General features: G+C 64.6%; 12 protein-coding genes. 8 read left to right on the top strand and 4 right to left on the bottom strand.

Annotation, left to right across the window (positions count from 1 at the left end):
- The coding region (locus AADH62_RS14385; protein WP_341580116.1) for an FUSC family protein at positions 1-912 on the top strand (912 nt) is incomplete at its 5' end.
- Positions 913-1021: 109 nt separating this feature from the next.
- Here AADH62_RS14385 and rpsA read toward each other — a convergent pair.
- Both rpsA and AADH62_RS14395 read right to left on the bottom strand, forming a co-directional pair.
- Positions 1022-2497, bottom strand: a complete 1476-nt coding sequence (gene rpsA, locus AADH62_RS14390) for a 30S ribosomal protein S1 (protein WP_292734758.1) — start codon at positions 2495-2497, stop codon at positions 1022-1024.
- A 287-nt stretch (positions 2498-2784) separates the two neighbouring features.
- Complete coding sequence (locus AADH62_RS14395) at positions 2785-4008, bottom strand: DUF2130 domain-containing protein (protein ID WP_341580117.1); 1224 nt, start codon at positions 4006-4008, stop codon at positions 2785-2787.
- Positions 4009-4201: 193 nt separating this feature from the next.
- Here AADH62_RS14395 and AADH62_RS14400 point away from each other — a divergent pair, with 193 nt between their 5' ends.
- The 6 genes from AADH62_RS14400 (at position 4202) to AADH62_RS14425 (ending at position 14282) form a co-directional block, all read left to right on the top strand.
- Positions 4202-6178, top strand: coding sequence for a hypothetical protein (locus tag AADH62_RS14400; protein WP_341580118.1), 1977 nt, complete (start codon positions 4202-4204; stop codon positions 6176-6178).
- Positions 6179-6186: 8 nt separating this feature from the next.
- Positions 6187-7800, top strand: coding sequence for a class I SAM-dependent DNA methyltransferase (locus AADH62_RS14405; RefSeq protein ID WP_341580119.1), 1614 nt, complete (start codon positions 6187-6189; stop codon positions 7798-7800).
- Positions 7793-8989, top strand: coding sequence for a restriction endonuclease subunit S (locus AADH62_RS14410; protein WP_341580120.1), 1197 nt, complete (start codon positions 7793-7795; stop codon positions 8987-8989). Before AADH62_RS14405 ends, AADH62_RS14410 begins: the two co-directional genes overlap by 8 nt.
- Before the next feature lie 71 nt (positions 8990-9060).
- Complete coding sequence (locus AADH62_RS14415; RefSeq protein ID WP_341580121.1) at positions 9061-9735, top strand: hypothetical protein; 675 nt, start codon at positions 9061-9063, stop codon at positions 9733-9735.
- A 31-nt stretch (positions 9736-9766) separates the two neighbouring features.
- Positions 9767-11089 (top strand): hypothetical protein, encoded by a 1323-nt coding sequence (locus AADH62_RS14420; protein WP_341580122.1) that lies wholly within the window; start codon positions 9767-9769, stop codon positions 11087-11089.
- Complete coding sequence (locus tag AADH62_RS14425; RefSeq protein WP_341580123.1) at positions 11076-14282, top strand: type I restriction endonuclease subunit R; 3207 nt, start codon at positions 11076-11078, stop codon at positions 14280-14282. The genes AADH62_RS14420 and AADH62_RS14425 overlap by 14 nt, the downstream gene beginning before the upstream one ends.
- 228 nt (positions 14283-14510) lie before the next feature.
- Here the strand turns inward: AADH62_RS14425 and AADH62_RS14430 are convergent, their stop codons facing one another.
- Positions 14511-15926, bottom strand: coding sequence for a hypothetical protein (locus AADH62_RS14430; protein WP_341580124.1), 1416 nt, complete (start codon positions 15924-15926; stop codon positions 14511-14513).
- Positions 15927-16979: 1053 nt separating this feature from the next.
- Between AADH62_RS14430 and AADH62_RS14435 the strand changes: the two genes are divergently transcribed.
- Complete coding sequence (locus AADH62_RS14435) at positions 16980-23390, top strand: DUF4011 domain-containing protein (RefSeq protein ID WP_341580125.1); 6411 nt, start codon at positions 16980-16982, stop codon at positions 23388-23390.
- A gap of 20 nt (positions 23391-23410) precedes the next feature.
- On the opposite strand, the gene AADH62_RS14440 is transcribed toward AADH62_RS14435, so the two are convergent.
- Positions 23411-24094 (bottom strand): HIRAN domain-containing protein (locus tag AADH62_RS14440; RefSeq protein WP_341580126.1); only part of this gene is annotated, 684 nt, incomplete at its 5' end.

Here is a 24094-nt window from a genome sequence, read left to right on the forward strand (position 1 = left end):
ACGGCCTTCTCACCCTGGGCGGGCGCAACGAGCGTTCTCGTGCTGTCACTGCTGCCCGTGCTCGGTGTGGCACGGGGAGGCATCCGTTCGATGGTCCTCGTGTCCGCAGCGGCGGCGGTGACGGTTCTCGTCTCACTGCTGCTCGTGCAGACCGGACCGCTTCTCCCCTGGCTCGGCACGGCGCTGGTCGTCGGCCTCGCCGTGCTCGCGTCGCCGCTCGTGAAGATCGGGCGAGAGAGCACTGGCGCCCTGGTCATTGTGCTGGCTGTCTACCTCATGGCGGTGCCGGATTCGGCATCCGCACCGTTCGCGAGTATGGGTCCGCTGAGCGTCGCCGTCGCCCTCGGCGCTCTTGTGGCTTTCACCACCGCGTGGGCGAGCGCTGTCATATGGCTGGCGCTGCGGAGGGTGCGGGTTCCGGCGTCCGAAGTTCCCCCGCCGACTCTGCCCTACACGCTGCTGTTGGCGTTTCTGGCGGGGTTGTTCACGTTCGTGACGCTGACGTGGTTCCGCGAGACGAATGCATGGTGGTCGGTGCTGACGGTCGCGGTCGTGCTGCAGCCGACGGGCGCGAAGCTCGCGTCTCGCGTGCTGGCGCGGGTGGCGGGCACGGTGCTCGGCGGGGTGATCGCCTACGCGGTGGCGGTGTGGGTTCCGGCGGAGGCTGTCACGCTGGTGGGCGGTGTCGCCGCGCTTGTCACAGCCGTGTTGAAGCTCACGGCTCGGCCGTACTGGGCGTATGCGGCGGCGTTGACGGTGACGATCGTGTTGACGTCGTTCGCGCCGCGTGAGGTGCTCGCCGGTGATGCGATGCGGGTGGGGATCACCGTGGGCGCGGCGTTGCTGACGGCGGCGGCCGCGGTCGTGGTGGCGCGTTTCCTTCCCGCGCGACCGGCGTCCTCCGAGCGCTGACCGGAACCGAACGCGCCCCGGGAACGCTGAAAGGCCGGGACCCCCGAGGGGATCCCGGCCTTCCGTTGCTGTGTGGTGCTACCGGCTGTGACGCGGGTGGTGCCGGGTCTTAGCGGCCCGAGAGCTTCTCGCGCAGGGCCGCGAGTGCCTCGTCATCCGCGAGCGTGCCCACGGGGCTTTCGCTCGAGTACGAGCCGGAGCCCGATGCGGACGAACCGCTGTAGCTGTCGTCGGTTTCCTTGGCGGCCTCGGCCTCGGCGGCCTTGGCAACCGTGGCCTTGTGGGCTTCCCAGCGCGCCTGGGCTGCAGCGTATTCCTGCTCCCACTTCTCGCGCTGTTCGTCGAAGCCTTCCTTCCACTGGTTGGTCTCGGGGTCGAAGCCCTCGGGGTACTTGTACTCCCCGTTCTCGTCGTACTCCGTGACCATGCCGTAGAGGGCCGGGTCGAACTCGACACCGAAAGGGTCGATCGACTCGTTGGCCTGCTTCAGCGAGAGCGAGATGCGGCGACGCTCGAGGTCGATGTCGATGACCTTGACGAACACCTCTTCGCCGACCGACACGACCTGCTCGGCGAGCTCGACGTGCTTGCCCGAGAGCTCCGAGATGTGCACGAGGCCCTCGATGCCGTCTGCGACGCGAACGAACGCACCGAACGGAACGAGCTTGGTGACCTTACCCGGTGCGATCTGGCCGATCGCGTGGGTGCGGGCGAACACCTGCCACGGGTCTTCTTGGGTGGCCTTGAGCGAGAGCGACACGCGCTCGCGGTCGAGGTCGACCTCGAGGATCTCGACGGTGACTTCCTGGCCCACCTCGACGACCTCGGATGCGTGCTCGATGTGCTTCCACGAGAGCTCCGAGACGTGCACGAGACCGTCGACGCCACCGAGGTCGACGAACGCACCGAAGTTGACGATCGACGAGACGGTGCCCTTGCGGACCTGGCCCTTGTGCAGGTTGTTGAGGAAGTTCGAGCGCGACTCCGACTGGGTCTGCTCGAGCAGCGCACGACGCGAGAGCACGACGTTGTTGCGGTTCTTGTCGAGCTCGAGGATCTTCGCCTCGATCTCCTGGCCCAGGTAGGGGGTCAGGTCGCGGACGCGACGCAGTTCGATGAGGGACGCGGGGAGGAATCCGCGCAGGCCGATGTCGACGATGAGTCCACCCTTGACGACCTCGATCACGGAACCGGTGACAACACCGTCGTTCTCCTTGATCTTCTCGACATCGCCCCACGCACGCTCGTACTGGGCACGCTTCTTCGAGAGGATAAGGCGGCCTTCCTTGTCCTCCTTCTGGAGAACCAGCGCCTCGACCTGGTCGCCGACGTTGACAACCTCGTTGGGGTCGACGTCGTGCTTGATGGAAAGTTCGCGCGAGGGGATGACGCCCTCGGTCTTGTATCCGACGTCGAGGAGGACCTCGTCGCGGTCGATCTTGACGACGGTGCCCTCGATGAGCGAGCCGTCGTTGAAGTCCTTGCCCTTGAGGGTCTCTTCGACCGCGGCCAGGAAGTCCTCAGCAGATCCAATGTCGTTGATCGCAACCTGCTTGGTGGCCGGGGCGGTCGTTGCAGTAGTCATGTAGTGGGTTGTCCTTGGATGGTGTTGTAGTCGGGGCCAGGCTCGAAATCCGGGCAAACGGATGCCGCACCAAGGCCAGGTGGATTGGGTTATGCGATGTCACTCCCCCGCGTTCCCGCGGGCAGGCATGCAGAACGAAGCCCACGAGTGACACTTCAGGATATCAGAGATGGGGCGTCGAATCAGGCTGCGTGGCGGCTGCCTTGCGATGCGCGGGCATCGTTGTGCGAGTTGTACGAGGAAGTCGTCCGCGTCTCGAGTGCGGACACCTAGCCCGCACGACCCAGCTAGGCGGCATCCTCGTCGGTGGCGCCCAGCGATGCAAACTTCGCAGCCATAGTCGGGTTGCCTTTGGTGAGCTTCTTGACGGTCAGAGCCTCCGCCTTGTCGTTCGCCAGGCGAAGGTTGTTCTCCGACCCGAGCAGACCTTCCTTGACCTTCTGGAGCCGGTCGATGGCGGCGTCGATGTCCTTGATGGCCGCGTCGAACTTGCGCTTGGCGAGGTCGTAGTTGCGGCCGAAAGCCGACTTGAAGCCCTCGAGCTCGGACTCGAAGTCGGTGATGTCGATGTTCTGCTTCTTGATCTGCTCCAGTTCGGCCTTCACCACGATGGTGTCCTGCGCAGCGTTGCGGAGCAGAGCGATGATCGCCAGAAAGAACTGCGGGCGGATTACGAACATCTTCGGGTACCGATGCGAGACGTCGGTGATACCCGCGTAGAGGTCGGAGTCTTCTTCGAGCATCGAAACGAGCACTGCGTACTCGCAGCCCTTGTCGTTGCGGTCCTTGTCGAGCTTGGCGAAGAAGTCCTCGTTCTTCTTCTTCGTAGCGGTCAGGTCGGACTCGTTCTTCATCTCGAACATGATCGATACGTACTCGACGTCGTCATCACTGAAGTCCCGGAAGACATAGTCGCCCTTTGTACCAGCAGATGCGACGTTGTCCTTCCCAAACTGCGCGTTGGGGAAGGCGAGCGAGCGCATGCGGTTGAACTCTGTCTCGCAATGCTGCTCAAGGGTCTCTCCGAGGAGCTTCACCGACAGCTTCGCCTTCATGTCCTTATAGCGGTCGATGAGCTCGTCCTTGAGAGCGATCTCCTTAGTGTGCGACTCCTTGAGCGCTGCATCTTTCACCTTCTGCTCGGCCGCCTGAAGCACCAGCTGGCTCTTCGCCTCGTTGAGACTCGCCTCCGCAGCAGCCACAGCCTTCGCTATTGCAAGCTCCTGGTCGGTCGCTGCCGACTTGAGCTCGGACTTGAGCTGCTGGATCTCGGTGTCTTTGGCAGCGCTGACCTTCTGCGCCTGCTGCGTCGCATTCGCAACGGCAAGAGCGATCTCCGCGGACTTGGTCTTCTCGGCTTCCGCGAGACGTGCGTGAAGCTCGTGCTTGAACTCGGTGGTGCGCACCTGCTGCACGATGACGGCGTACTGCGCTTCGTCGATAGTGAAAAGGGTGCCGCAGTGCGGGCACTTAATCTCCTTCGAGGCGTTGGTCGATGTGATCTCAGTCATGGGTATCTCCAAATAGGGGCGAGAGCGAGTCCCGCAGGCGGGGCGGCCCCGGTAGCGCCCTGTCTGCATCAGCGACGTGATGTCGGTGGAACAGATCGTGGATCAAATCTCGCGCCCTGGCGCAAACTACGCTGATAACTCCCCTTATCAGCTTTGACCTTTGCAGGTTCACGGTTCGGAGTACCTTGGTCGCATGCCCACAACGCCATCGCTTCTCATCGACCTGACCGGCGTCGCCCGGCTAGCCGGCGTGCAGCGACCCGTGGCATCGATGTGGCGTTCGCGATTTGCCTCGACCTCTGACGCCTTTCCGCCTGCGGTCAACGAGAAGAGCGGTCGGCTGCAATTCGACGCTCAGATGGTGGCCGATTGGCTCGTACGGACGGAGCACGGCAACAACCCGGATGCGCGCGAGGATGCTGCAGCGGCGGCCGCCCCGGCCGACTTCTCATTCGCCGACTCGAAGGCAGTCGCTGAGGTGGAGGCGCTCATTGCGCTCCACGCACAGGTCGACGATCTGGGCGGGCTCACGCACGCGCAGATCCAGGCGACCGCCAACGCGATCGACCCTTTTGATGAGACGCTCCAGACCGAGATCTCGACACATCTGCAGCGGGGTGCCCCATGGCTCGACTACGCAGCGCGTCTGATCGACGCGGCATTCTCGCCGTCGGCGGCGTTGGCTCTCGTGGCCCGCCGACATGCTGTATCCCACCGAGCTGCAGGATCCGCAGGACCGCTCGTGGCCGATGCGATTGCTCTGGTTGTCGACGCCGCGCTCGCGCTGGTTGGCGACGGCGACACAGTGACCCTGGATGCAGGCGACGCCGCTCTCTCCTCGGCACTCGCGGGTGAGCTTGATGACGCGGTGGGCATCATGGTGCCCGCCAAATCAAGCAGCCGGCGAGTGCGGCGCCAGTTGCTCGTCGATGGTCACTGGCTCACCGATCCAGAGGAACCCACCACTCGCTCGGTCGTTGTCGCGCGCGTACCCTCGGAGCGAAGCAAAGACGTGGCCGGAATGCTGCGAGCGGTCGATGAGGTCTCCCTATCGTTGCGTGGCTCGGATGCGGCGGTGGTGATCGGCCCCGCGAGGGCACTCGTCGATTCGTTGCCTCCCGCCGATGAGCGAGCGCGGGCCGACATCCTTCGTTCCGGACGGGTGCGAGGCATCGCGCGGCTGCCCACCGGCCTGGTCGACAGCGCGACACGCGAGTCACTCGCGATCTGGCTGCTCGGCGAGCCGGTAGGTGAGGTGACACTGGCGGACAGAGTCACCGCCGTTGCCGATCTCACTGCGATTCCGCTCACTCTCGCCACACGTGCCGACCTCGTCTCGGACTTGATCGCGGGCACTGGTAGCGGACGGGACCTGCGCGCCCATCAATTCCGGTTCGCGAGGTTCGTGCGAACGACGTCGTTGCAGGCACGAAGCGGCTCACTCGTGGCATCGGCGACTCGAAAGCCGGCGCCCTCCACCACGGACGCGGCAGAGCTCGCCGCTCTTCTCGACATCGCCGCCGACACAGTTCGTGGCGATATTGATCCGATCGAGGTGCTTACCGATGCGCACGCCGTCCCGCGCGCCGCGTCGGTACCCGAACTGATCGATGCCGGACACTTGAGGAGGATTCAAGGCACCCGCCTCAATCCTGACCTGTTGGGCTCGGAGGGACTCGTCGTGGTGACCTCGTCCGACCTCGACAACCCTGTATTGATCGGTCGCACCCGCGTGGATCAGCTCGATTTCGCAGCACAGCACCCGAACGCATCACTCACACGCCCCGGCGACGTGATCTTCCGCACCAGCCCCACCGCCGCCGCATGGGTAGATGCCGACGGCTCGAAGGTCGTCGCTTTCCCGGCCCGCGTGTTTCGCATCACCGCCGGCGACCCCGGCGGGCTCGTGCCTGAGGTCATCGCGGCCGACATCACCGGCGCTGCAACCGGCCCCGGAGCATGGAAACGATGGATGCTACGTCGTGTCGCTCCGCACACCATCACGCCGCTCCGCCGGGTGCTCAGCGACATCGCAACCGCACGCCAAGACCTCGAGACTCGCGCCGCGCGCCTCGCCGACTATGCCGCTCTCATCGTAGCGGGGGCGGCGTCAGGAGCGGTGACCATGATCGACACGAACCACGCCGCCGATGCGGTATCAACGCAGTAAGGAAGCACATGCCCCGCGCACCGAAAGCCGCCCCGCAGGCACCCTCGACGATGAAAGAGCTGAAAGACACGCTCTGGAAGGCGGCCGACAAGCTGCGCGGATCAATGGACGCGTCGCAGTACAAGGACGTCATCCTCGGCCTCGTCTTCCTCAAGTACGTGTCTGATGCATTCGACGAGCGTCGCGCCGGTATCCGCGCGGAGCTGACTGCTGAGGGGTATGACGACGAACAGATCGCCGACCTCATCGACGACACCGACGAGTACACCGGCCGTGGAGTGTTCTGGGTTCCCGCAAACGCGCGATGGTCATTCCTTGCCGAGAACGCGAAGGGTCTCGTGCCGTCGATGGACGGCCCCGAAAAGTCGATCGGTGCACTGATCGATGAGGCGATGGACGCCGTCATGCAAGCCAACCCGCAGCTGTCGGGCACCCTGCCGCGCATCTTCAACCGCGACAACGTCGACCAGCGCCGCCTCGGCGAACTCATCGACCTGCTCAACTCCGCCCGCTTCGCCGCCCAGGGCCAGGGCGGGTCGGATGGGCGCCGCGCCCGTGACCTGCTCGGCGAGGTGTACGAGTACTTCCTCGAAAAGTTCGCCGCAGCCGAGGGCAAGCGGGGTGGGGAGTTCTACACCCCCGCCGGCGTCGTGCGGGTTCTGGTCGAGCTGCTGCAGCCCACGCATGGGCGCGTGTATGACCCGTGCTGCGGATCGGGCGGTATGTTCGTGCAGGCCGAGAAGTTCATCGACGCCCACCACGGCGAGGGCAGCGACATCTCGGTGTATGGGCAGGAACTCAACGAGCGCACGTGGCGCATGGCGAAGATGAACCTCGCCATCCACGGACTCTCGGGCAACCTCGGACCGCGCTGGGGCGACACTTTCGCGCGCGACCTGCACCCCGATCTGCAGGCCGACTTCGTGATGGCCAACCCGCCGTTCAACATCAAGGACTGGGCCCGCAGCGAAGACGACCCGCGCTGGCGCTTCGGCGTGCCGCCAGCGGGCAACGCGAACTACGCGTGGATCCAGCACATCCTCTCTAAGCTCGCCCCCGGCGGCCAGGCTGGTGTTGTCATGGCGAACGGTTCGATGTCGTCGAACTCCGGTGGTGAGGGCCAGATCCGCGCCGAGATCGTCGAAGCGGATCTGGTGTCGTGCATGGTGGCGCTGCCGACGCAGCTGTTCCGCTCGACGGGGATTCCGGTGTGCGTGTGGTTCTTCGCGAAGGACAAGAGCAAGCGCGCCAGCGAAGTGCTGTTCATCGACGCGCGCAACCTCGGCCACATGGTAGACCGCGCCGAGCGCGCTCTCAGTGACGACGACATCGCGAAGATCGCGGGCACGTTCCACGCCTGGCGTGGAGTCGAATCGGATGCTGCGCCTGAGGAGTACGCGGACGTTCCTGGGTTCTGCTACTCGGCGACGCTAGCCGAGATCAAGGCGGCCGATTACGCGCTGACCCCTGGGCGGTACGTAGGCGCGGCCGAGGCGGAGGATGACGGCGAGCCGATCGAGGAGAAGCTTGCCCGGCTCCGGGGGGAGCTCGAGGCACAGTTCGCCGAGTCGGCGAGGTTGGCTGAGGTCGTGCGCGAGCAGCTTGGGAGGGTCGATGTCTGAATGGGACAAGACGACGCTCGGCCAGGTGTGCTCATTCAAGGGCGGGAATGCCTTCCCTCAGGAGGAGCAAGGCAGCCGTGCGGGCGCCGCACCGTTCATCAAGGTGAGCGACCTCAGTCTGTCTGGCAATGACTCCACGATCTCCCGCGCCAACAACTGGGTGAGCGAAACGCAGATCAGCTCCCTTCGCCTCTCACTCTTCCCCGCGGGCTCGAGCGTGTTCGCCAAGATTGGTGAGGGCATGAAGTCCGAGCGAGTCCGTCGGCTAACGATTCCGACCGCCATCGACAACAACCTCATGGCTGCGGTCCCTGCCCCGACCACCGATCCGCGGTTCCTCTACTACTTGCTCCAGACGGTGCGATTGGCTTCTCACGCGGTGGGAAGTGCGCTTCCGTATCTCAAACAGTCGACGCTCCAGGCGGTGCCTGTAGTCATCCCAAAGCGCCCCGACCAGCAGGCGATCGCCGAGGTGCTGGGCGCCCTCGACGACAAGATCGCGGCCAACACCGCCCTCGCCGGCACCGCCACCAGGCTCGCGTCGATGGAGTTTGCGGCTGCCGTGCACGACGCCTCGTGGGGTCCGACGTTCGATGAGATCGCAGCCGTCAACGGCGGGGGAACGCCAAGCACCAAGAACCCTATGTTCTGGGACGGCGACATCTCGTGGGCGACCCCGACTGACATGACCGCGCTTGTGGGCCCGTATTTGGAGTCCACTACCCGCTCGATCACGCCCGCAGGCCTGGCCGCATGCAGCTCCAAGCTGTTCAACCCAGGGGCAATCCTCATGACGTCGCGCGCCACGATCGGCGCCCTAGCAGTCAACGGTGTCCCGACGGCGGTCAACCAGGGCTTCATCGTCGTCGAGCCCCACAATCCCCGCCTGCGCTGGTGGCTCTTTCACGAGATGGAGAGCCGAATCGAAGAGTTCATTTCATGGGCGAACGGGGCAACCTTTCTCGAGCTCAGCCGCGGCAACTTCAGGCGACTCCGGGTACGCACTCCCTCGAAGGGTCTGCTCGCCGGCTTCGATTCGCGGGTTTCATCGCTCCACGAAGCTGCTCGGGCTGCGCTGGTTCAGAACGGCACACTCGCCGCCACACGCGACACCCTGCTCCCGCAGCTGATGGCGGGGAAGCTGCGCGTCCGCGATGTCGAGGCGGCGGCATCCGAAGCCGGCGTGTGAGCGCGACCCACGCGGAGACCGGATAGATTCAGAAGACTGCACCGTCGCACGCATCTGGGGAGAAGCAGCGCATGACCACCACGGCCACACCGCCTTCGGTGACCGCACCTGCACCCAAGCCCATCAAGAAGACGCCGATCTGGGCGAAGATTCTGCTGGTCGGCGTCGTCATCGCCCTGATTGGTGTTGCCGCGTATTTTGGCGTGGCATGGGGGCGGGTGCTCGGCGCCACTGAGTCGCGCGACGTATCGGTCATCCGCTCGATCACGCGCGAGGAGCAGGTGGTGTTGGTGACTACCGGCGTCGGCGACACACTCGAAGAGCGCGAGGACGGATTCGAGATCAGCATCCCCGGTCTCGAAGCATTCGCGTTCAACCTGCCGGGAAGTGACCGCACGTTGCTCGTCCGTTATGACTTCGACGCCAAGCTTGGCATCGAAGGCAAGGACGTCACGATCGAACGCCTCGAAGACAACGCGTACCTCATTTCTATTCCGCAGTTCCTCTACCTCGGATACGCGAACCCAGACATCTCGGTCGTCAGCGAACGGAATGGCGTCCTGAGTTGGACGACCCCCGAGATCGACAAATTCGCCGTGATTGAGGCTGTGCTCGATGACGAGATGGTCACCGAGACGGTCGAAGGTGCAAGGCCCGTGCTCGAGGAGCAGGCAGAGGAGTTCTACTCGGGCATCATTCACGCGATCGACCCGACGATCACGCTCGAATTCGAGTTCGCTGACTGACCGACCCGACACCACGAAGAGAGACGACGACATGACCGACGAACTCGATCCCATCGAGGCGCTTGGGCACGACCTTGAGCTGATCAGTGATGGTGACGGTCTGGTCGTCTTCGGCGAGTCCGCCGCAGTCGAACTCTTTGTCTCATCGACGGGCGCACCGTCGCGCGAGCTGGACCTGCGGCCGCTGAATTCGGCGGTGGCGAAGAGCGGATCGGCGTTGCAGACCGCGTCCGAGGTGTCAGCGAACGCCGGCCGCTGGATGAAGCTGACCGAAGAGTCGGCGCGCGCCGCGCAGATCGCATCGCGCGGCGCGAAGAGTTCGAGGTTCGTGGACCGAGGAAACGACCTCGTCCAGGCCACGACCCGCGGGTCGAACGGTCAGTTCACCAAGAACCTCCAGTTCATCAAGCCCGGCAAAGCAGGCGCAATGCTTACCAACCCGGCGATCCTCGCCGGGGTCGGCGGCATCATGGCACAGTACGCGATGCAGCAGCAGATGGAAGAGATCACCGAGTATCTCGCCAAGATCGATGCGAAGGTCGACGACATCCTGCGCGCCCAGAAGGACGCGGTGCTGGCCGACATGATCGGCGTCGAGCTGATGCTCGACGAAGCGATGGTCGTCCGGGCAGAGGTCGGCCGGGTCTCGGAGGTGACCTGGTCGAAGGTCCAGGGATCAGCATCGACGATCGCCCGCACCCAGGCGTACGCGTTACGTCAGCTCGACGCGCTTGCCGAGAAGCTGGAGAAGGAGACGAAGATCGGCGACCTCGCCGATGTCTCGAAGCAGGCACAGGACACCGTGGTCGAGTGGCTTTCGGTACTCGCGCGCTGCTTCCAGCTGCAGGACGCGATGGCTGTTCTGGAGATCGATCGCGTACTCGACAGTTCACCTGACGAACTCGATCGGCACCGACTCGCGTTGCACACGGCGCGGCAGCGGCGAACGGATGCGATTGCGAAGTCGACATCGCAGCTCGTCGCCAGGATGGACGCAGCCGCAAGCCGCGCGAACGCCAAGGTGCTGCTGAGCCCGCTCTCGGCCAAGGTCGTCGTCAACGCCAGCAACGAGGTCGCGACCAGTGTCCGCGACCTGCACATGACCCTCGGGCTCGCTGACGAACGCGACTTCCTCGAAGCCCGCCGCTGGTCCGCCGCGGCCGCCGACATGCGGGACGGTGTCGTCGGCGCGGGCAAGGATGGCCTGCAGACTGTTGGCCGTTTCGGAAACGACACGCTCGAGAATGCGCGGATGTCGACCGGGCGGCTCGCTGGAAAGATCGCGAACCGACTCCAGCGAACCGGCGAGACCAGCAGTGGCGACGCCGGTGGAGACGAGGGTGCGGAGCACTGACGTGACGGCGCTGTCGGAATCCGATTGGGAGCAGGACGCCCTCGAGATGCTCGCCGAGCCGCTCGGCTGGCGGCCCACGAAGAGCGAAGATATCGCACCCGGGAGTGGACAGCGCGACGCGTGGGACGACCTGCTCATCCGCCCGCGGCTCCTCGACGCACTACGTCGCCTGAATCCCGGCATCCCCGGCGAGTATCTGCAGCAAGTCGTCGCCCAGATCGCCTCTCCGACCTCGCAGGACGCGATCACCGAAAACCACCGCATCCACCAGTACCTGGTCGACGGGTATCCCCTGAGCTACATCGACTCCGACGGCGTCGAGCGGAACCCGCGGCTTCGCCTTCTCGGAACGCAGCCACACGAGAACGATTGGCTCGCCGTCAACCAGGTCACGCTCCGTCAGGGTGATCTGCACCGCCGGTTCGACATCGTGCTGTTCGTCAACGGGATGCCGCTGGTCGTCGTCGAGCTGAAGCGTGCCGGCTCGGCATCCGCCGGCGCCGCTGACGCGCATCGGCAGCTGCAAACGTATCTGCGCGAGTTCCCGATGGTGTTCCGGTTCTGCGTGCTGACGCTCGCCAGCGACGGGCTCGAGGCCAAGTACGGCACGCCGTTCACGCCGCTGAACCACTTCGCGCCCTGGAACGTCGACGACGACGGTGCCCCGCTGAAGCAGCCGCGGCTCGAGCATGGGATGTCAGTTGAGCCGCTCGACGACGCGCTCAACGGACTGTTCAACCAGGAGCGGTTCCTGCAGCTCGTGCGCAGCTTCACCGCGTTCGACGAGAGCTCCGACGGCCTCACCAAGCGCATCGCGAAGCCACACCAGTACTTCGCGGTGACGAAGGCCGTGGGGTCGACGGTTCAGGCGGTCGAGACCAACGGCAAGGCCGGCGTGGTGTGGCACACGCAGGGGTCGGGCAAGTCGATGGAGATGGAGCTGTACGCGAACCTCGTGTCGCGGCATCCGAAGCTCAAGAACCCTACCGTGATCGTCGTCACTGACCGCACCGAGCTCGACGGGCAGCTTTTTCAGACGTTCGCACAGAGCCTGCTGCTGTCCGACAAGCCCATGCAAGTGCGCGAGCGGGCACAGCTGCGCGACGAGCTGAGCAATCGGGTTACCGGCGGCCTGTATTTCACGACGCTGCAAAAGTTCGGGCTCACCGAGAAGGAGAAGGCCTCCGGAACGCAGCATCCTCTCCTCACCGACCGCCGAAATGTGATCGTCGTCGTCGACGAAGCGCACCGCAGCCACTACGACGACCTCGACGGGTACGCCCGGCATCTGCGCGACGCACTGCCGAATGCGACGCTCATCGCGTTCACCGGCACCCCAATCTCGTTCGCCGAGCGCGACACGCGTGCGGTGTTCGGCGACTACATCGACATTTACGACCTCACGCGTGCGGTTGACGACGGGGCGACCGTTCCGGTCTACTTCGAGCCGCGCCTCATCAAGGTATCGTTCGCCGACGGCGCCAGCGAGGAGGATATCGACCGCGCCGCCGACGAGTACACGCTCGGGCTCGACGACACCGAGCGGGCGAGGCTCGAAGCATCCGTCGCCGTCGTCAACGCGGTGTACGGGGCACCTGAGCGCATCGAGACGCTCGCCGGCGACCTCGTGCAGCACTGGGAGGAACGGCGCGCGCGGATGCTGCCGTTCCTCGAGTCGCCTGGCAAGGCGCTCATCGTCGGCGGCACGCGCGAGATCTGCGCGCGGCTCTATTCGGCGATCGTCGCGCTGCGACCGGATTGGCACTCCGATGCGCTCGATTCCGGGCGCATCAAGGTCGTGTACTCGGGGTCGGCGTCGGACCAGTCGCCGGTCAGCGACCACGTGAGGCGTGAGTCCGAGAACAAGACGATCAAGGCGCGCCTGAAGGACGCCGACGACGAGCTCGAACTGGTGATCGTCAAGGACATGATGCTCACCGGGTTCGACGCCCCACCCCTGCACACCCTGTACCTCGACCGGCCGCTCAAGGGTGCGCTGCTCATGCAGACCCTCGCCCGTGTGAACCGGACGTTCCGCGGGAAGAAGGACGGCCTCCTCGTGGCTTACGCGCCGCTGGCCGATAACCTCGCGAAAGCGCTCTCGGAGTACACCGTTTCGGACCAAGAGAACAGGCCGATCGGTCGCGATGTCGATGAAGCAGTGGCGATCGCAACTGAACTGGTCGCGCACATCCGTGACATTCTCGCCGACTGCGACTGGCGTGCGGTCGTGAGCAAGGGCGGATCGCGGGCCTGGCGCACCGCGGCGACCATGGCGACGAACTACCTGCGAGACCCGCAGAACCCGCTGAACGCCGAGGAGCTCGGCTCCGAGAAGCTCTCGTCGCAGTACCGCACCATGACCGGACAGCTGGCCCGCGCGTGGGCGCTCGCCTCCGGGCGTGCGGGGCTCGCTGAGCTGCACGATGAGATCGCGTTCTACGAAGAGGTGCGGGTCTGGATGGCCAAGTTCGACGCCGCCGAGCGGCAGTCGCGCGACGAGCCGATCCCCGAGGGGATCTCCCGACTGCTCGGCACCCTCGTCGCCGACTCGATCGCCCCCGGCGACGTGCTCGACATCTACGACGCTGCCGGCCTGCCGCGCCTCGCGCTTGATGACCTAGGTCCGGAGTTCCTCGCGAAGGCGCAGGCTCTCCCGAACGCGCACCTCGCGATCGAGGCGCTGCGCAAGTCTTTGACGGATGCCGGCGCGGCCGCGACGCGAGGCAACCTCGTCCGGCAACGCGCGTTCTCGGAGCGGATTGCCGAGATCATGAACCGGTACACGAACCAGCAGCTCACCTCCGCCGAAGTCATCGCGGAACTGGTTGAGCTCGCGAAACACGTGGCCGCTGAGGCATCCCGCGGCGATAGCTTCTCCCCGCCGCTGTCGAGCGATGAGCTCGCTTTCTACGACGCTGTCGCGACGAACGAGTCGGCGGTCGACGTGCAGGGCGAGGACGTGCTCGCACAGATTGCACGCGAGCTGGTTGCCGTCATGCGCCGAGATGTGCGCACGGACTGGACCGTGCGCGACGACGTCCGCGCGAAGCTGCGGTCCTCGATCAAGCGGCTCCTGGTGAAGTACAAGTACCCGCCGGACAAGCAGCCCGAGGCAATCAAGCTCGTGATGGACCAGATGGAGTCCATGGCGCCGCGGTACTCCGCAAACCGGGAAGGCGAGGCACGGTGACTCTCGGCGACTGGGCAGACGTCGCCACTATCGCTACGGCGGCTGCGGTCATGGCATGAGGCGCTCAAGCCGAGCTGAGTCGTACACATCACACCAAGCGGCGTCCTGGGGATGCCGCAGCCACTCCAGGCATTAAAAAGTGTCCAGCGAGACGAACCCATAACTCATCTCACCCTGGTATCGGGGATGATCGGATCTCGCACGGTACATCACACCTTGCGGCGCTCTCTAGGAGTCGTCCGTTGTTAGATGACGCCCGATGTAGCCGATGTAGATCTTCCCGGTGTTGGCCGCGTCGTCGAAGTAATGCATACGTGGAGCAAAACGATCTCGGTGCGTGGGCTTGAAATGTGCGTCCATCAAGACGCGTCGGGTAGCGTCCACCTCCGGGGGTACGGTCAGCACCCTCTCAGCGCGCATTTGCGCATTGTTCAGCACGCTGTCGCTCTCGCGTCCCGCATGCCGCTGAGGATTGCACCGATAGCCGTCGATCGTGTCATCTGTCAGGTACATGTGTACATTGCCAGCGAACGCCCCGGATGCCCTTAACTCTGCATAGTCGTGGAGAACGTGAACGAAGTCCCAGAAGTCGCGCGCGTACTTGCCGTACGGATCACGCCTACGCACCTCGAGCACGCTATCGATCTTCCCAGTGAAGACAACCCGGTCGAAGGCACGGTGATGCCCTTCCCCCGCTGTGAGTCGCGCGACAAGTTCTTCGACATCGGCTGGGGGTCCCCAATCGAGCGAATTGTCCTCTGACACGTAGAAGATCTGGGCATCGCGGAGTCTTCGCTTCAGGCGCTGGTTCTCGTGCTCCAGCTTTCGATTTTCGTCAGCAAGAATGGCTGACTCGAGGTCATCGCTGTCGATCTCCGCACGCAGTTCATCAAGCTCGAAGCGAAGCTTTTCGTTCTCCTCGAGAACCTCGTCGATTTGCTCGGTCGCCACAGTCACCTCGGCGACCTGACCGCCGAGGAATGAGTCCAGCTGCGCAATGGACTCACTCGTGACATCGGAGCGCCCTAGCCACTTCGAAATGAGCGTTCGGACCGCATCGGCGAAGGCCGTGACTCCACTCCTTGAATCGGAGCGGGGCGCTGAGGTGAGTCCCGGCCCCATCCCGTTCGGATCTACGGATTTGGGCCCCGGACCGATCCCGCTCTCGCGCTGCGTAGCGGGCATGTTGGCGACGTCGGGCCCGCCCGACGTCCTGGCTTCTCGAGGTGGTCGCTCCTGCACGCTTGCAACGCGATGCGTGCCCTCTGCAACTCTGCGGTGCACCTCGATCGATCGCCGCTCCGCAACCTCCGCCCTCGACAGTAGGTCGATGGTGCGCCGCGCATCGGCGGGGACTCCTCGTTCAAGCAACCGTGCGCGCGGACCACGTGCATGCACAACTGGCAGCATTCCCTGCACGCGACCGTTGCGGATAGCGCGCCCCAAGGTCGCAGGCCCGAGAAACCTATGCGCAATCCCGTCGTCAGAACCGTCAACACTAACTCCGGGTGCGAACGTACGCACCTGCCCAGCAGGCACCCGTAGCTCAGCCGGGAGACTTCTGTTCAGCTCGTCGACCGCGTCCGCATAGACGACAAACACCGTCGCTACTCCGACGCTGAATCGCGTGAGCTGATCGATCACCGACAGCCATCGCGCGTCGACGTCTGGCGTCAAGGACGAGGCCACTATCAACGACATGGTGCGTCTCTCGTCGATCAGAGAGCCGATGAGCTCTGGTACGTCCGCGGTGCGGACGACACGCGGCGAGTCCGAGACGATCGTCGACCCATCATGCACCTGTATGTCGCCGAGGATCTGGCGAACGATGTTCGGAGTCGCGACACCATCGATCGCGCTCTCCGTGCTGGCAGCGTCCCGAGCGGCCTGAATGATGATGTGCCCGCCGCTCGCAGCCGATGCGGCAAAGAGTGCGATCTCAAATCGACCACCCGAGTTTTCGTCGAACAACCGGTATAGGCGACGATGAGTCTGTCCGGAGCTCCCTAGATCGACGACAACGATCGACAAGCGCGAGCCGAAGACACGGGACGAAACTCCGTCCCAGTCGTCGAGCGCACCGGCACGGCCGAGTTTCTGCGAGAGCCAGCTTCGGACGTTGCGCTCGGTGACAGAGACGGCGTCATCATGCGGGACTCGAAAGATCGTCCGGTATCCGACGGTCATGGGGGTTCGTCGAGAAGTCATACCGGCCGGAATCGGCCCCGACTCAAGCACCGTCGAGTTTGCATTCTCCGAGTCAGTCACGTCGATCCCCCTCAATCACGGTCTGCCAACGTCATCGTACGGCTGGGGTCCAACTGCGCGCGCCACCTATGTGCCACTCGGCACGGGCTTACTTCGACGTTTGCCGTTCATCGACAGTCGCTGGAACCGCAGCCCCAGAACGACCCACCTCGACGGAGTCAAGTCGGGTCTCAAAGCACTCGAGGTATCGCACGGCGGGAGCTCTCTACCCGCGATGCCTCAAGGTGAGGGAGTTCAGCGCGTTCGTGCGTCTCGTCGGTGCGGACTCTGTGTGCCCCGTCCGCCGTGCAGCTCAACGCGCCAATGACGCGGGCTTCGAACGAGGGCGTGTCCGGGAGGTATGCCAGAGTATGGATGTCTGGGGAATCGACGTCGCATCCGCGCAGCCGTGAATGGTGATTCCCGAATACGTCGCGAGACGGGGGATCGATGTCAGAGTTCGAGCCGCGGGAAGTATTGGAGAGCGCTCTCAGCGTGCTGGTGGACGGGCTTGAGCCGATCGTGCGTGCCCGCTTCGCCGAGTTGGCACCTCAGGTCCCCGAGTGGACCGAGATCATCGCCCAGAAGGACCGCCAAAGTGGACGCCATATCGATCGCTACAACGCGCGCGACCTGTCGATCCTGCTGAGAGCGATGACCGAGAACTTCGGCACCCTCGGCTATCCGTTCTCTGGAATCCTCAACCGTCAATCGTCGAATTGTGCGAGCGAGCTGCGCGATGTCCGCAACCGCTGGGCACACAACGAAGAGTTCTCAGTTGCGGAGGTGTATCGCGCGCTGGACTCAGCGGGGATTCTGCTGCGAGCTGTCGGCGCGGATGAGGCGGCTGCACGACTCGCGCCCCTCGCAGCGATCACACTCTTGGCTCTCACACCGGAGCCAGCGGTGACATCGTCCTCAGGCACCGACACGACCCATCCGGATCCCGAGCCGATCGACGCTACGGACAGACCATCGACTGATGGTCCGCGCGGCCAGGCCACGATCGATGTCTCGACAGTTCCCGTCGTCAGCTACGTGCATGCACGAAATGGTGTGCCCCTCCTCGATGAGATCACTATCAACTACACCGGTACCGATATCGACGCGGCATCGGTCGAGATCGAAGTGGTGGGTGAGCTCGGACCGCTGAGCGATCCCCACGTCGTCATCGCCCGACTCACCAATGCTGCCGCGACGATCATCCGCGGCCCGGAGCTGAGACTCGACACGGCCCGTATGGCAGACCTGCAGCACCCGACCTTAGGCAGCATCTGTGTCACCGTCCGTGACGAGGCCGGTCGCCTGCTCGCCTCGCGCGATTCCGACATCAAGATTCTCGCTGCCAGCCAGTGGCTCGCCGAGCCACTGCAACTCAGTCTCGAGCTGCTGCCGGGATTCGTGCAACCACAGGCGGCAGCGATTGCACCACTGCTCGTCGAGGCATCCGACCGTCTTCGAACGAGTACCGGCAGGCCAGATCTCGACGGATATCAGTCCGCTTCGAAGGAACGCGTGGACAAGACCGCGGAGGCGATCTACGACGCGATGCGCGCGCGAGACATCCGATACTCGGAGCCGCCCGCGAGTTGGGGACTCGTCGGGCAGAAGGTCCGCACTCCTGCGGATGTGCTCAACGGACGGCTCGGCACCTGCCTCGATACAACTGTGACCCTCGCAGCTGCACTAGAGGAGGCGGGGATCAATTCGACGCTCTGGCTGTTCGAGGGGCACATCTTCCTCGGCTATTGGCGGGTGGACGGCAGTCTCAGCGCTCCGGCCGACGTCGATGCGAGCGAAGCGATCAGTCACGTCGGTGAAGGGCTCGAACTGATTGAAACCACGAAGCTGACCGGCGGAGACGCATCCTTGGCTTTCGCGGATGCGCGCCGTGCCGCGCACGCACTGCTCAGCCACGAGACGCCGATCGGTGTCATTGATATTCGGGCGGCGCGCAGCGCACGCGTGTTCCCCTTGCCCAGCCGAACCGTCAACGAGGACGGCACCGTCGAGGTGCGCGAGTACGCCGTGCCGAGCATGGTGGACGGGTTGGAGTACGTCCCGAACGCATCAGCGATCGCCGGTGGCACTGCGCGCACACTCCCCCCGCGAATCTCTCAGTGGAAGAACGCACTGTTGGACCTTTCGCTGCGCAATCGCCTCATCAACTACACAGGCTCGAGCGGCTTCCCGATCGCCGTTGCTGATCAGTCACTGCCTGTATTCGAAGACATGGTCAACGCCGGAACATCAATCACACTGATCCCCGGTGATCGGATCCCACAGGTCGACCGCGCTCGCGGGCTCCAGTCGGCTGCACAGCTTCCCGCAGCGACGCTCTCCGCGCAGTTGACCGAGCGTAAGTCGGCCTTCATCGGAATCACGGACGCGACATATACAAGCCGTCTGCGCGCCCTCGCTTACAAAGCCAAGACGATCGTCGAAGAGACCGGAGCGAATAACCTGTACCTCGCCTTCGGCATGCTGCGGTGGACGTTCAACGACCGCGAGCTGCGCTCCCCACTCGTCCTCGTCCCTGTCACTCTCGAAGCTGCAGGCCGCGGGCAGAGCTTCCGCATCTCACTCGACGATGCCGGCGAGTCGACGCCGAACTACTGCCTGCTCGAGAAGCTCCGTCAGACATTCGGGCTGCAGATCCCCGGGCTCGCCAACCCGGCGAAGGATGACTCAGGCATTGACCTGCCTGCGGCCTTCGGGGCGACCCGGCAGGCACTGGCGAAAGAACGTCTCCCCTTCCAGGTGGAAGACACCGTCGATCTCGCGATCTTCCAGTTCGCGAAGTATCGCCTCTGGAAGGACCTCGACGAGCACTGGGAGAGCTTGGCCGGGAACCCGCTCGTCACACACCTCATCCACACCCCGACTTCTGCGTTTTCGGACCCGGTCGCGGCCGTCGAATCGATCGACCTCGATGCGCTCGGCAACGCCGTGCCCGTGCCTGCTGACTCATCCCAGCTCGAAGCGGTCGCGGACGCAGCCGCGGGGCGCACTTTCGTGCTCGAAGGCCCTCCCGGAACCGGGAAATCCCAGACGATCACGAACATCGTTGCCAACACGCTCGCTCAAGGAAAGCGGGTGCTGTTCGTCGCTGAGAAACGTGCCGCGCTGGATGTCGTCAAGCAGCGCCTCGACGCGGTGGGCCTCTCCCCCTTCGCCCTGGATCTGCACGACAAGGGTGCACGTCCCACCGCGATTCGCGCGCAGATCCGCGAGGCGATCGACGCGGCGGCCCACCCCGATGGAGCCTCCCTGAAGACGAACACCGAGACGGCCGCATCCAGCCGTGGCGCGCTGCGGCGCTACGCAGAGCGTCTCCATGACGCCAACTCCGCGGGGCTCTCGCTCTACGGGGCGCGGTCGCAGTTCCTCGCGTCCACTGAGGACGTCGATGCGCTCGAAGTCCCGGCAAGTCTGGTGTCCGGTCAAGCGGCGGAGAAGATCGATGAAATCCGCGGCGTCCTGCGCACTTTGCCGGAGACCGCCGATCTCGCCCACCCCGCGCCACTCCACCCGTGGGGATTCATCGACCCGCGACAGCGGGATCAGTCGGCCGCGGTTGGCATCCATCGTGCTGCGCAGGAATTCGACGCGGCGCTGACAGAGCTCAACGCTCTTCCCGGAGTCGCAGAACTTCTCCGCGATGCGCGGAGCCCGAAGGATCTCGAGGAGTGGGCTTCACTAGCTCGCGCGCCGCGGCACCCGCTCGACGCGGTCGACGCCGTGCATCAGCGAGTGTTGAGCGGCGAGATCCCGGCACTCCAACAGCAGCTCGCCGCTGCGGCGCCGGCACGCGACTGGTTCGCTCAGGTGGGGCCCGAGGTTCTCACCACCGACATATCGCCCATTCAGACCGCGGCAGCTGCAGCAGATGCGTCGAGCTTCTTCGGCCGGAAGAAGCGACAGCGAGCGGTTCTGACGCAGTTCGGTGCGGCGCTCAAGGTCGATCCGAAGACGATTCGTCCCCGCTCGGTCACGCCTCTCGTCGCCGAGATCGCCGCCGCGAGCGGCGCCCTGGGCGGTCTTCGCCAAGCGCTCTCGACCCTGCCAATCACGGTGGTTACCCACGGCTGGAATCCGTATCTCGCGGACGACGCCAAGACCGCGACAACGACACTCGAGTGGGCTGTGTGGACCGGTCGTGCGCTTGCGCCCTCAACGACGGACACGAGCTGGCGTCATGGACTCCGCTCTTACTACGCCCAGAGCGCAGCTGATCAAGCCCTATCGGCGCAGATCACGAGAATCGCCAACGCCTGGCGCGCACTCGCTGTGGCGATCGGTGCGACGGAGGAGGCCGGCATCGAGCTCCTCGACCGCTGGGGGACAGAACGCGGCGTCATCGAGACCTGGGAGGCAACTCGCGCAGCACGCCACCTTGAAACGAGCACGCCCGTGACGCTCGAGCGTTGGTACGCCTTCGTGTCCGCGCTCGAACCTCTCCGCGCGGCCGCCATGACCGACGCCCGCGAATCGCTCATGACGGGGCGTGTACCGGCCGACCTCGCGGCACTGGCGTTCGACAAGGGCATCGCTGCGACGTCCGTGATCGAGCGCAGCGAGTCGCAGGCCCTGATGGAGTTCGACGTCGCCGCTCACAGCCGTACCATCCAGCGATTCACCGACAGCGCGGCAGCTATCCGTGACGAACTACCGCGGTGGGTTCCGGCGGAGATCATCGCTAAACGCCGGATCAACCCCGCCTATGACGGCGGCGCCATGGGCGAGTTGAAGCGTCAACTCTCGCGTCAACGTGGCGGCATGAGCGTACGTGCTCTCTTCGAGAACTACGGCGACATCATTACGCAAGTCGCTCCCTGCGCGCTCATGAGCCCAGAGTCCGTCTCGCGATTCCTGCCCGCAAACGAGAGGCTATTCGACGTCGTCGTGTTCGATGAGGCCTCGCAGATCCGCGTCGCGGACGCCGTCGGCGCCATGGGTCGTGCCGGTTCGGTTGTGGTCGTCGGCGACAGCAAGCAGATGCCGCCGACGACCTTCGCCGAAACCGCCGTGGATGACGAGGACACCGCGCCCGGCACCGTCGCAGATGAAGAGTCGATCCTCACAGAGTGCGTACAATCCAGGGTTCCGCAGAAGTGGCTGTCATGGCACTACCGCAGCCAAGACGAGAGGCTCATCTCGTTCAGCAATCATGCCTACTACGACAGCCGCCTGTCGTCGTTCCCCGCTCCATGGCCAGCCGCAGGAGCAGCAGCGAACGCCGGTCATGGTGTCTCCCTTATCCGCGTCAACGGGCACTTCAACCGTTCCGGGAAGGGTCGCGACCTGCGGACGAACATCGTTGAAGCCGAGGCGATCGTCCAGGACGTATCGCAGCGTTTCGCAGAAAGCCCCGGTCGCACCCCATCGCTCGGGATCATCACGTTCAACAGTCAGCAACGGACGCTCATCGAGTCTCTGCTTCGCGAGGCCCCCGACGAACGGATCGCGCAGGCTCTGGATGAGCGTGATGGTCTTTTCGTGAAGAACCTCGAGAACGTGCAGGGTGATGAGCGCGACCTGATCCTCTTCTCGGTCGCGTTCAGCGCGAACGATCGTGGCATCGTGCCCCTGAACTTCGGACCGCTAACGCGCGCCGGCGGAGAGCGGCGCCTGAACGTAGCGATCACGCGAGCGCGACGCGAGGTTGTGCTCTACGCGAGCTTCGATCCTTCGGAGCTTCGCGCGGAGCAGACCACCTCAGTCGGAATCAAGCATCTAAAGGGGTACCTCGAGCTCGCAGCATCCGGTGTCGAAGCCGCTTCCGACAGCCCGAACCGTTTGCGGGTCGTTGACCGCCACCGCGATGAGATCGCCGCCGAGTTGCGCATGCGCGGGTTTGCTGTGTCTACCGACGTCGGCCTCTCGGACTTCCGGGTCGACCTATCTATCGCTGCAGTTGATGAACCGGATCAGCCGCTTCTCGCCGTCCTCCTGGACGGCGACCTATGGCGCGCACGCCGCACCGTCGCCGATCGCGATGGGTTGCCAATCGAGGTACTTGGGAAGCTCATGAAGTGGCCCGGGGTCGAGCGCGTCTGGATGCCGGAGTGGCTCCAGGAACGCGAGCAGACGCTTGAACGACTGGCTGCGGCTGTTGAGGTCGCCCGTGATCGGCTCGTTGAGATGCGGCAAGCACCTGATGTTCCGATCGCGATCACGTCGGAATCTGAGCGGATTTCCGCGACTTCCCGCTTCCTGGCCGACCAGACTCCCCCGGTCAGGAGCTCGGCGACTCCCGCGGCGGTTACCTCGCCCGAAGAGATTGAACTGAGTCATCCGAACCTGCGCGATTTCACACCGTGGCGTCCCAACGGGCATGGAACGACGCAGACACTGGACGAGCTTCCTCGCCCTGCGGCGGTGGCGCGGGTTCGTCGCGCCATCCAAGACGCGGTCACAGCCGAAGGCCCCATCGACAAGATGCGCCTGGCGAAACTCGTCGCGGAGTCGTTCGGCCTGTCCAAGGTATCGGCGAAGCGCGCCGAGTCGATCCTCCGGTGTGTACCTGCGGAGCTGTTGCGTAGCTCCGACCACTCATGCGTGTGGCCGGAGGGTGCCGATCCGGAATCGTGGCGGACCGCGCGTCGTAGCGAACCCGGTGAGGGACGTCCTCTAGACCAGACACCGATCGATGAGATTGCGAACGCCATGGCCGTTGTGACGGAGCTCGCGGGTGGAATGTCCGAAGAAGAGATCAAGCGTGAGTCGCTCGCCCTCTTCGGCGGCAAGCGACTCACCGAGGGCATCTCAGCCCGTCTCTCTGAGGCTTTGGCACGGGCGCTCGTCACCGGTCGTGTAGCTCTGGACGATCGCGGCCGCTATCTCGCCGTAATCCAGTAAGCGCCGGCGTTCGGGCTTCTTTACGCCTCGATCTTGCGCAGCCTCGCTTTGATGCTGCTGCCCTCTCGGCGCTCGGGCGGGCAGACCGCAAGCCACCGCCTCAACACAGCCACCTCATCATCTCGGCGACCGAGCTTGCGGTAGATGATCGCCGCTTGTTCGGTATACCAGGGAGCCGGTTCGCGTCCGTCACGACCTGCTTCAGCACCTTCGATAGCCGCGAGACACAGCGTAAGCGCCTCGTCGAGGCGGTCCTCGCGTTTTAGCTGCTTGATGGGTTCCACAAGCTGCAGGTAGTGGACACCGTTGACCATGCCCGCCTCAAACTCGTTCGCGCGCTGCCCGCCTCCTGCCAACGCATCGGCGACCAAACTGTCGACATCGGCCTGGTGCGCCGCGGCCTTTGCCGCGGACGACAGCGGCGGTCGCTTCTCCGCCGTCCACTGCCATCTCGGCGCTCCTGCTCCGAGCCAAGCCCAGGCTTCTGCGCGCAAGCCCTTCGGAAGCAGCTCGGTGAAGATCTGTACACGAACCGACTGTGCTCCGCCCGAAGAGAGACGGAGATCCCGCGCAAGATAGCCCGGAAGGTATCCCACCTTTTCGCCTTCGACCTGCACAGAGACCGCCATCGGGTCGGCAGGGTTCTGGGGCTCGCGTTGGAGACTGCCCTGCACCTCGAGATATCCGCCCTTGTCGATCGCATG

This window comes from Microbacterium schleiferi (assembly GCF_038150145.1).
Taxonomy (GTDB): domain Bacteria; phylum Actinomycetota; class Actinomycetes; order Actinomycetales; family Microbacteriaceae; genus Microbacterium; species Microbacterium schleiferi_B.

Excerpts from the sequence above, each read along its gene's own strand:
- rpsA (WP_292734758.1), bottom strand. The coding sequence starts at position 2,497 with ATGACTACTGCAACGACCGCCCCGGCCACCAAGCAGGTTGCGATCAAC.
- AADH62_RS14395 (WP_341580117.1), bottom strand. The coding sequence starts at position 4,008 with ATGACTGAGATCACATCGACCAACGCCTCGAAGGAGATTAAGTGCCCG.
- AADH62_RS14400 (WP_341580118.1), top strand. The coding sequence starts at position 4,202 with ATGCCCACAACGCCATCGCTTCTCATCGACCTGACCGGCGTCGCCCGG.
- AADH62_RS14405 (WP_341580119.1), top strand. The coding sequence starts at position 6,187 with ATGCCCCGCGCACCGAAAGCCGCCCCGCAGGCACCCTCGACGATGAAA.
- AADH62_RS14410 (WP_341580120.1), top strand. The coding sequence starts at position 7,793 with ATGTCTGAATGGGACAAGACGACGCTCGGCCAGGTGTGCTCATTCAAG.
- AADH62_RS14415 (WP_341580121.1), top strand. The coding sequence starts at position 9,061 with ATGACCACCACGGCCACACCGCCTTCGGTGACCGCACCTGCACCCAAG.
- AADH62_RS14420 (WP_341580122.1), top strand. The coding sequence starts at position 9,767 with ATGACCGACGAACTCGATCCCATCGAGGCGCTTGGGCACGACCTTGAG.
- AADH62_RS14435 (WP_341580125.1), top strand. The coding sequence starts at position 16,980 with ATGTCAGAGTTCGAGCCGCGGGAAGTATTGGAGAGCGCTCTCAGCGTG.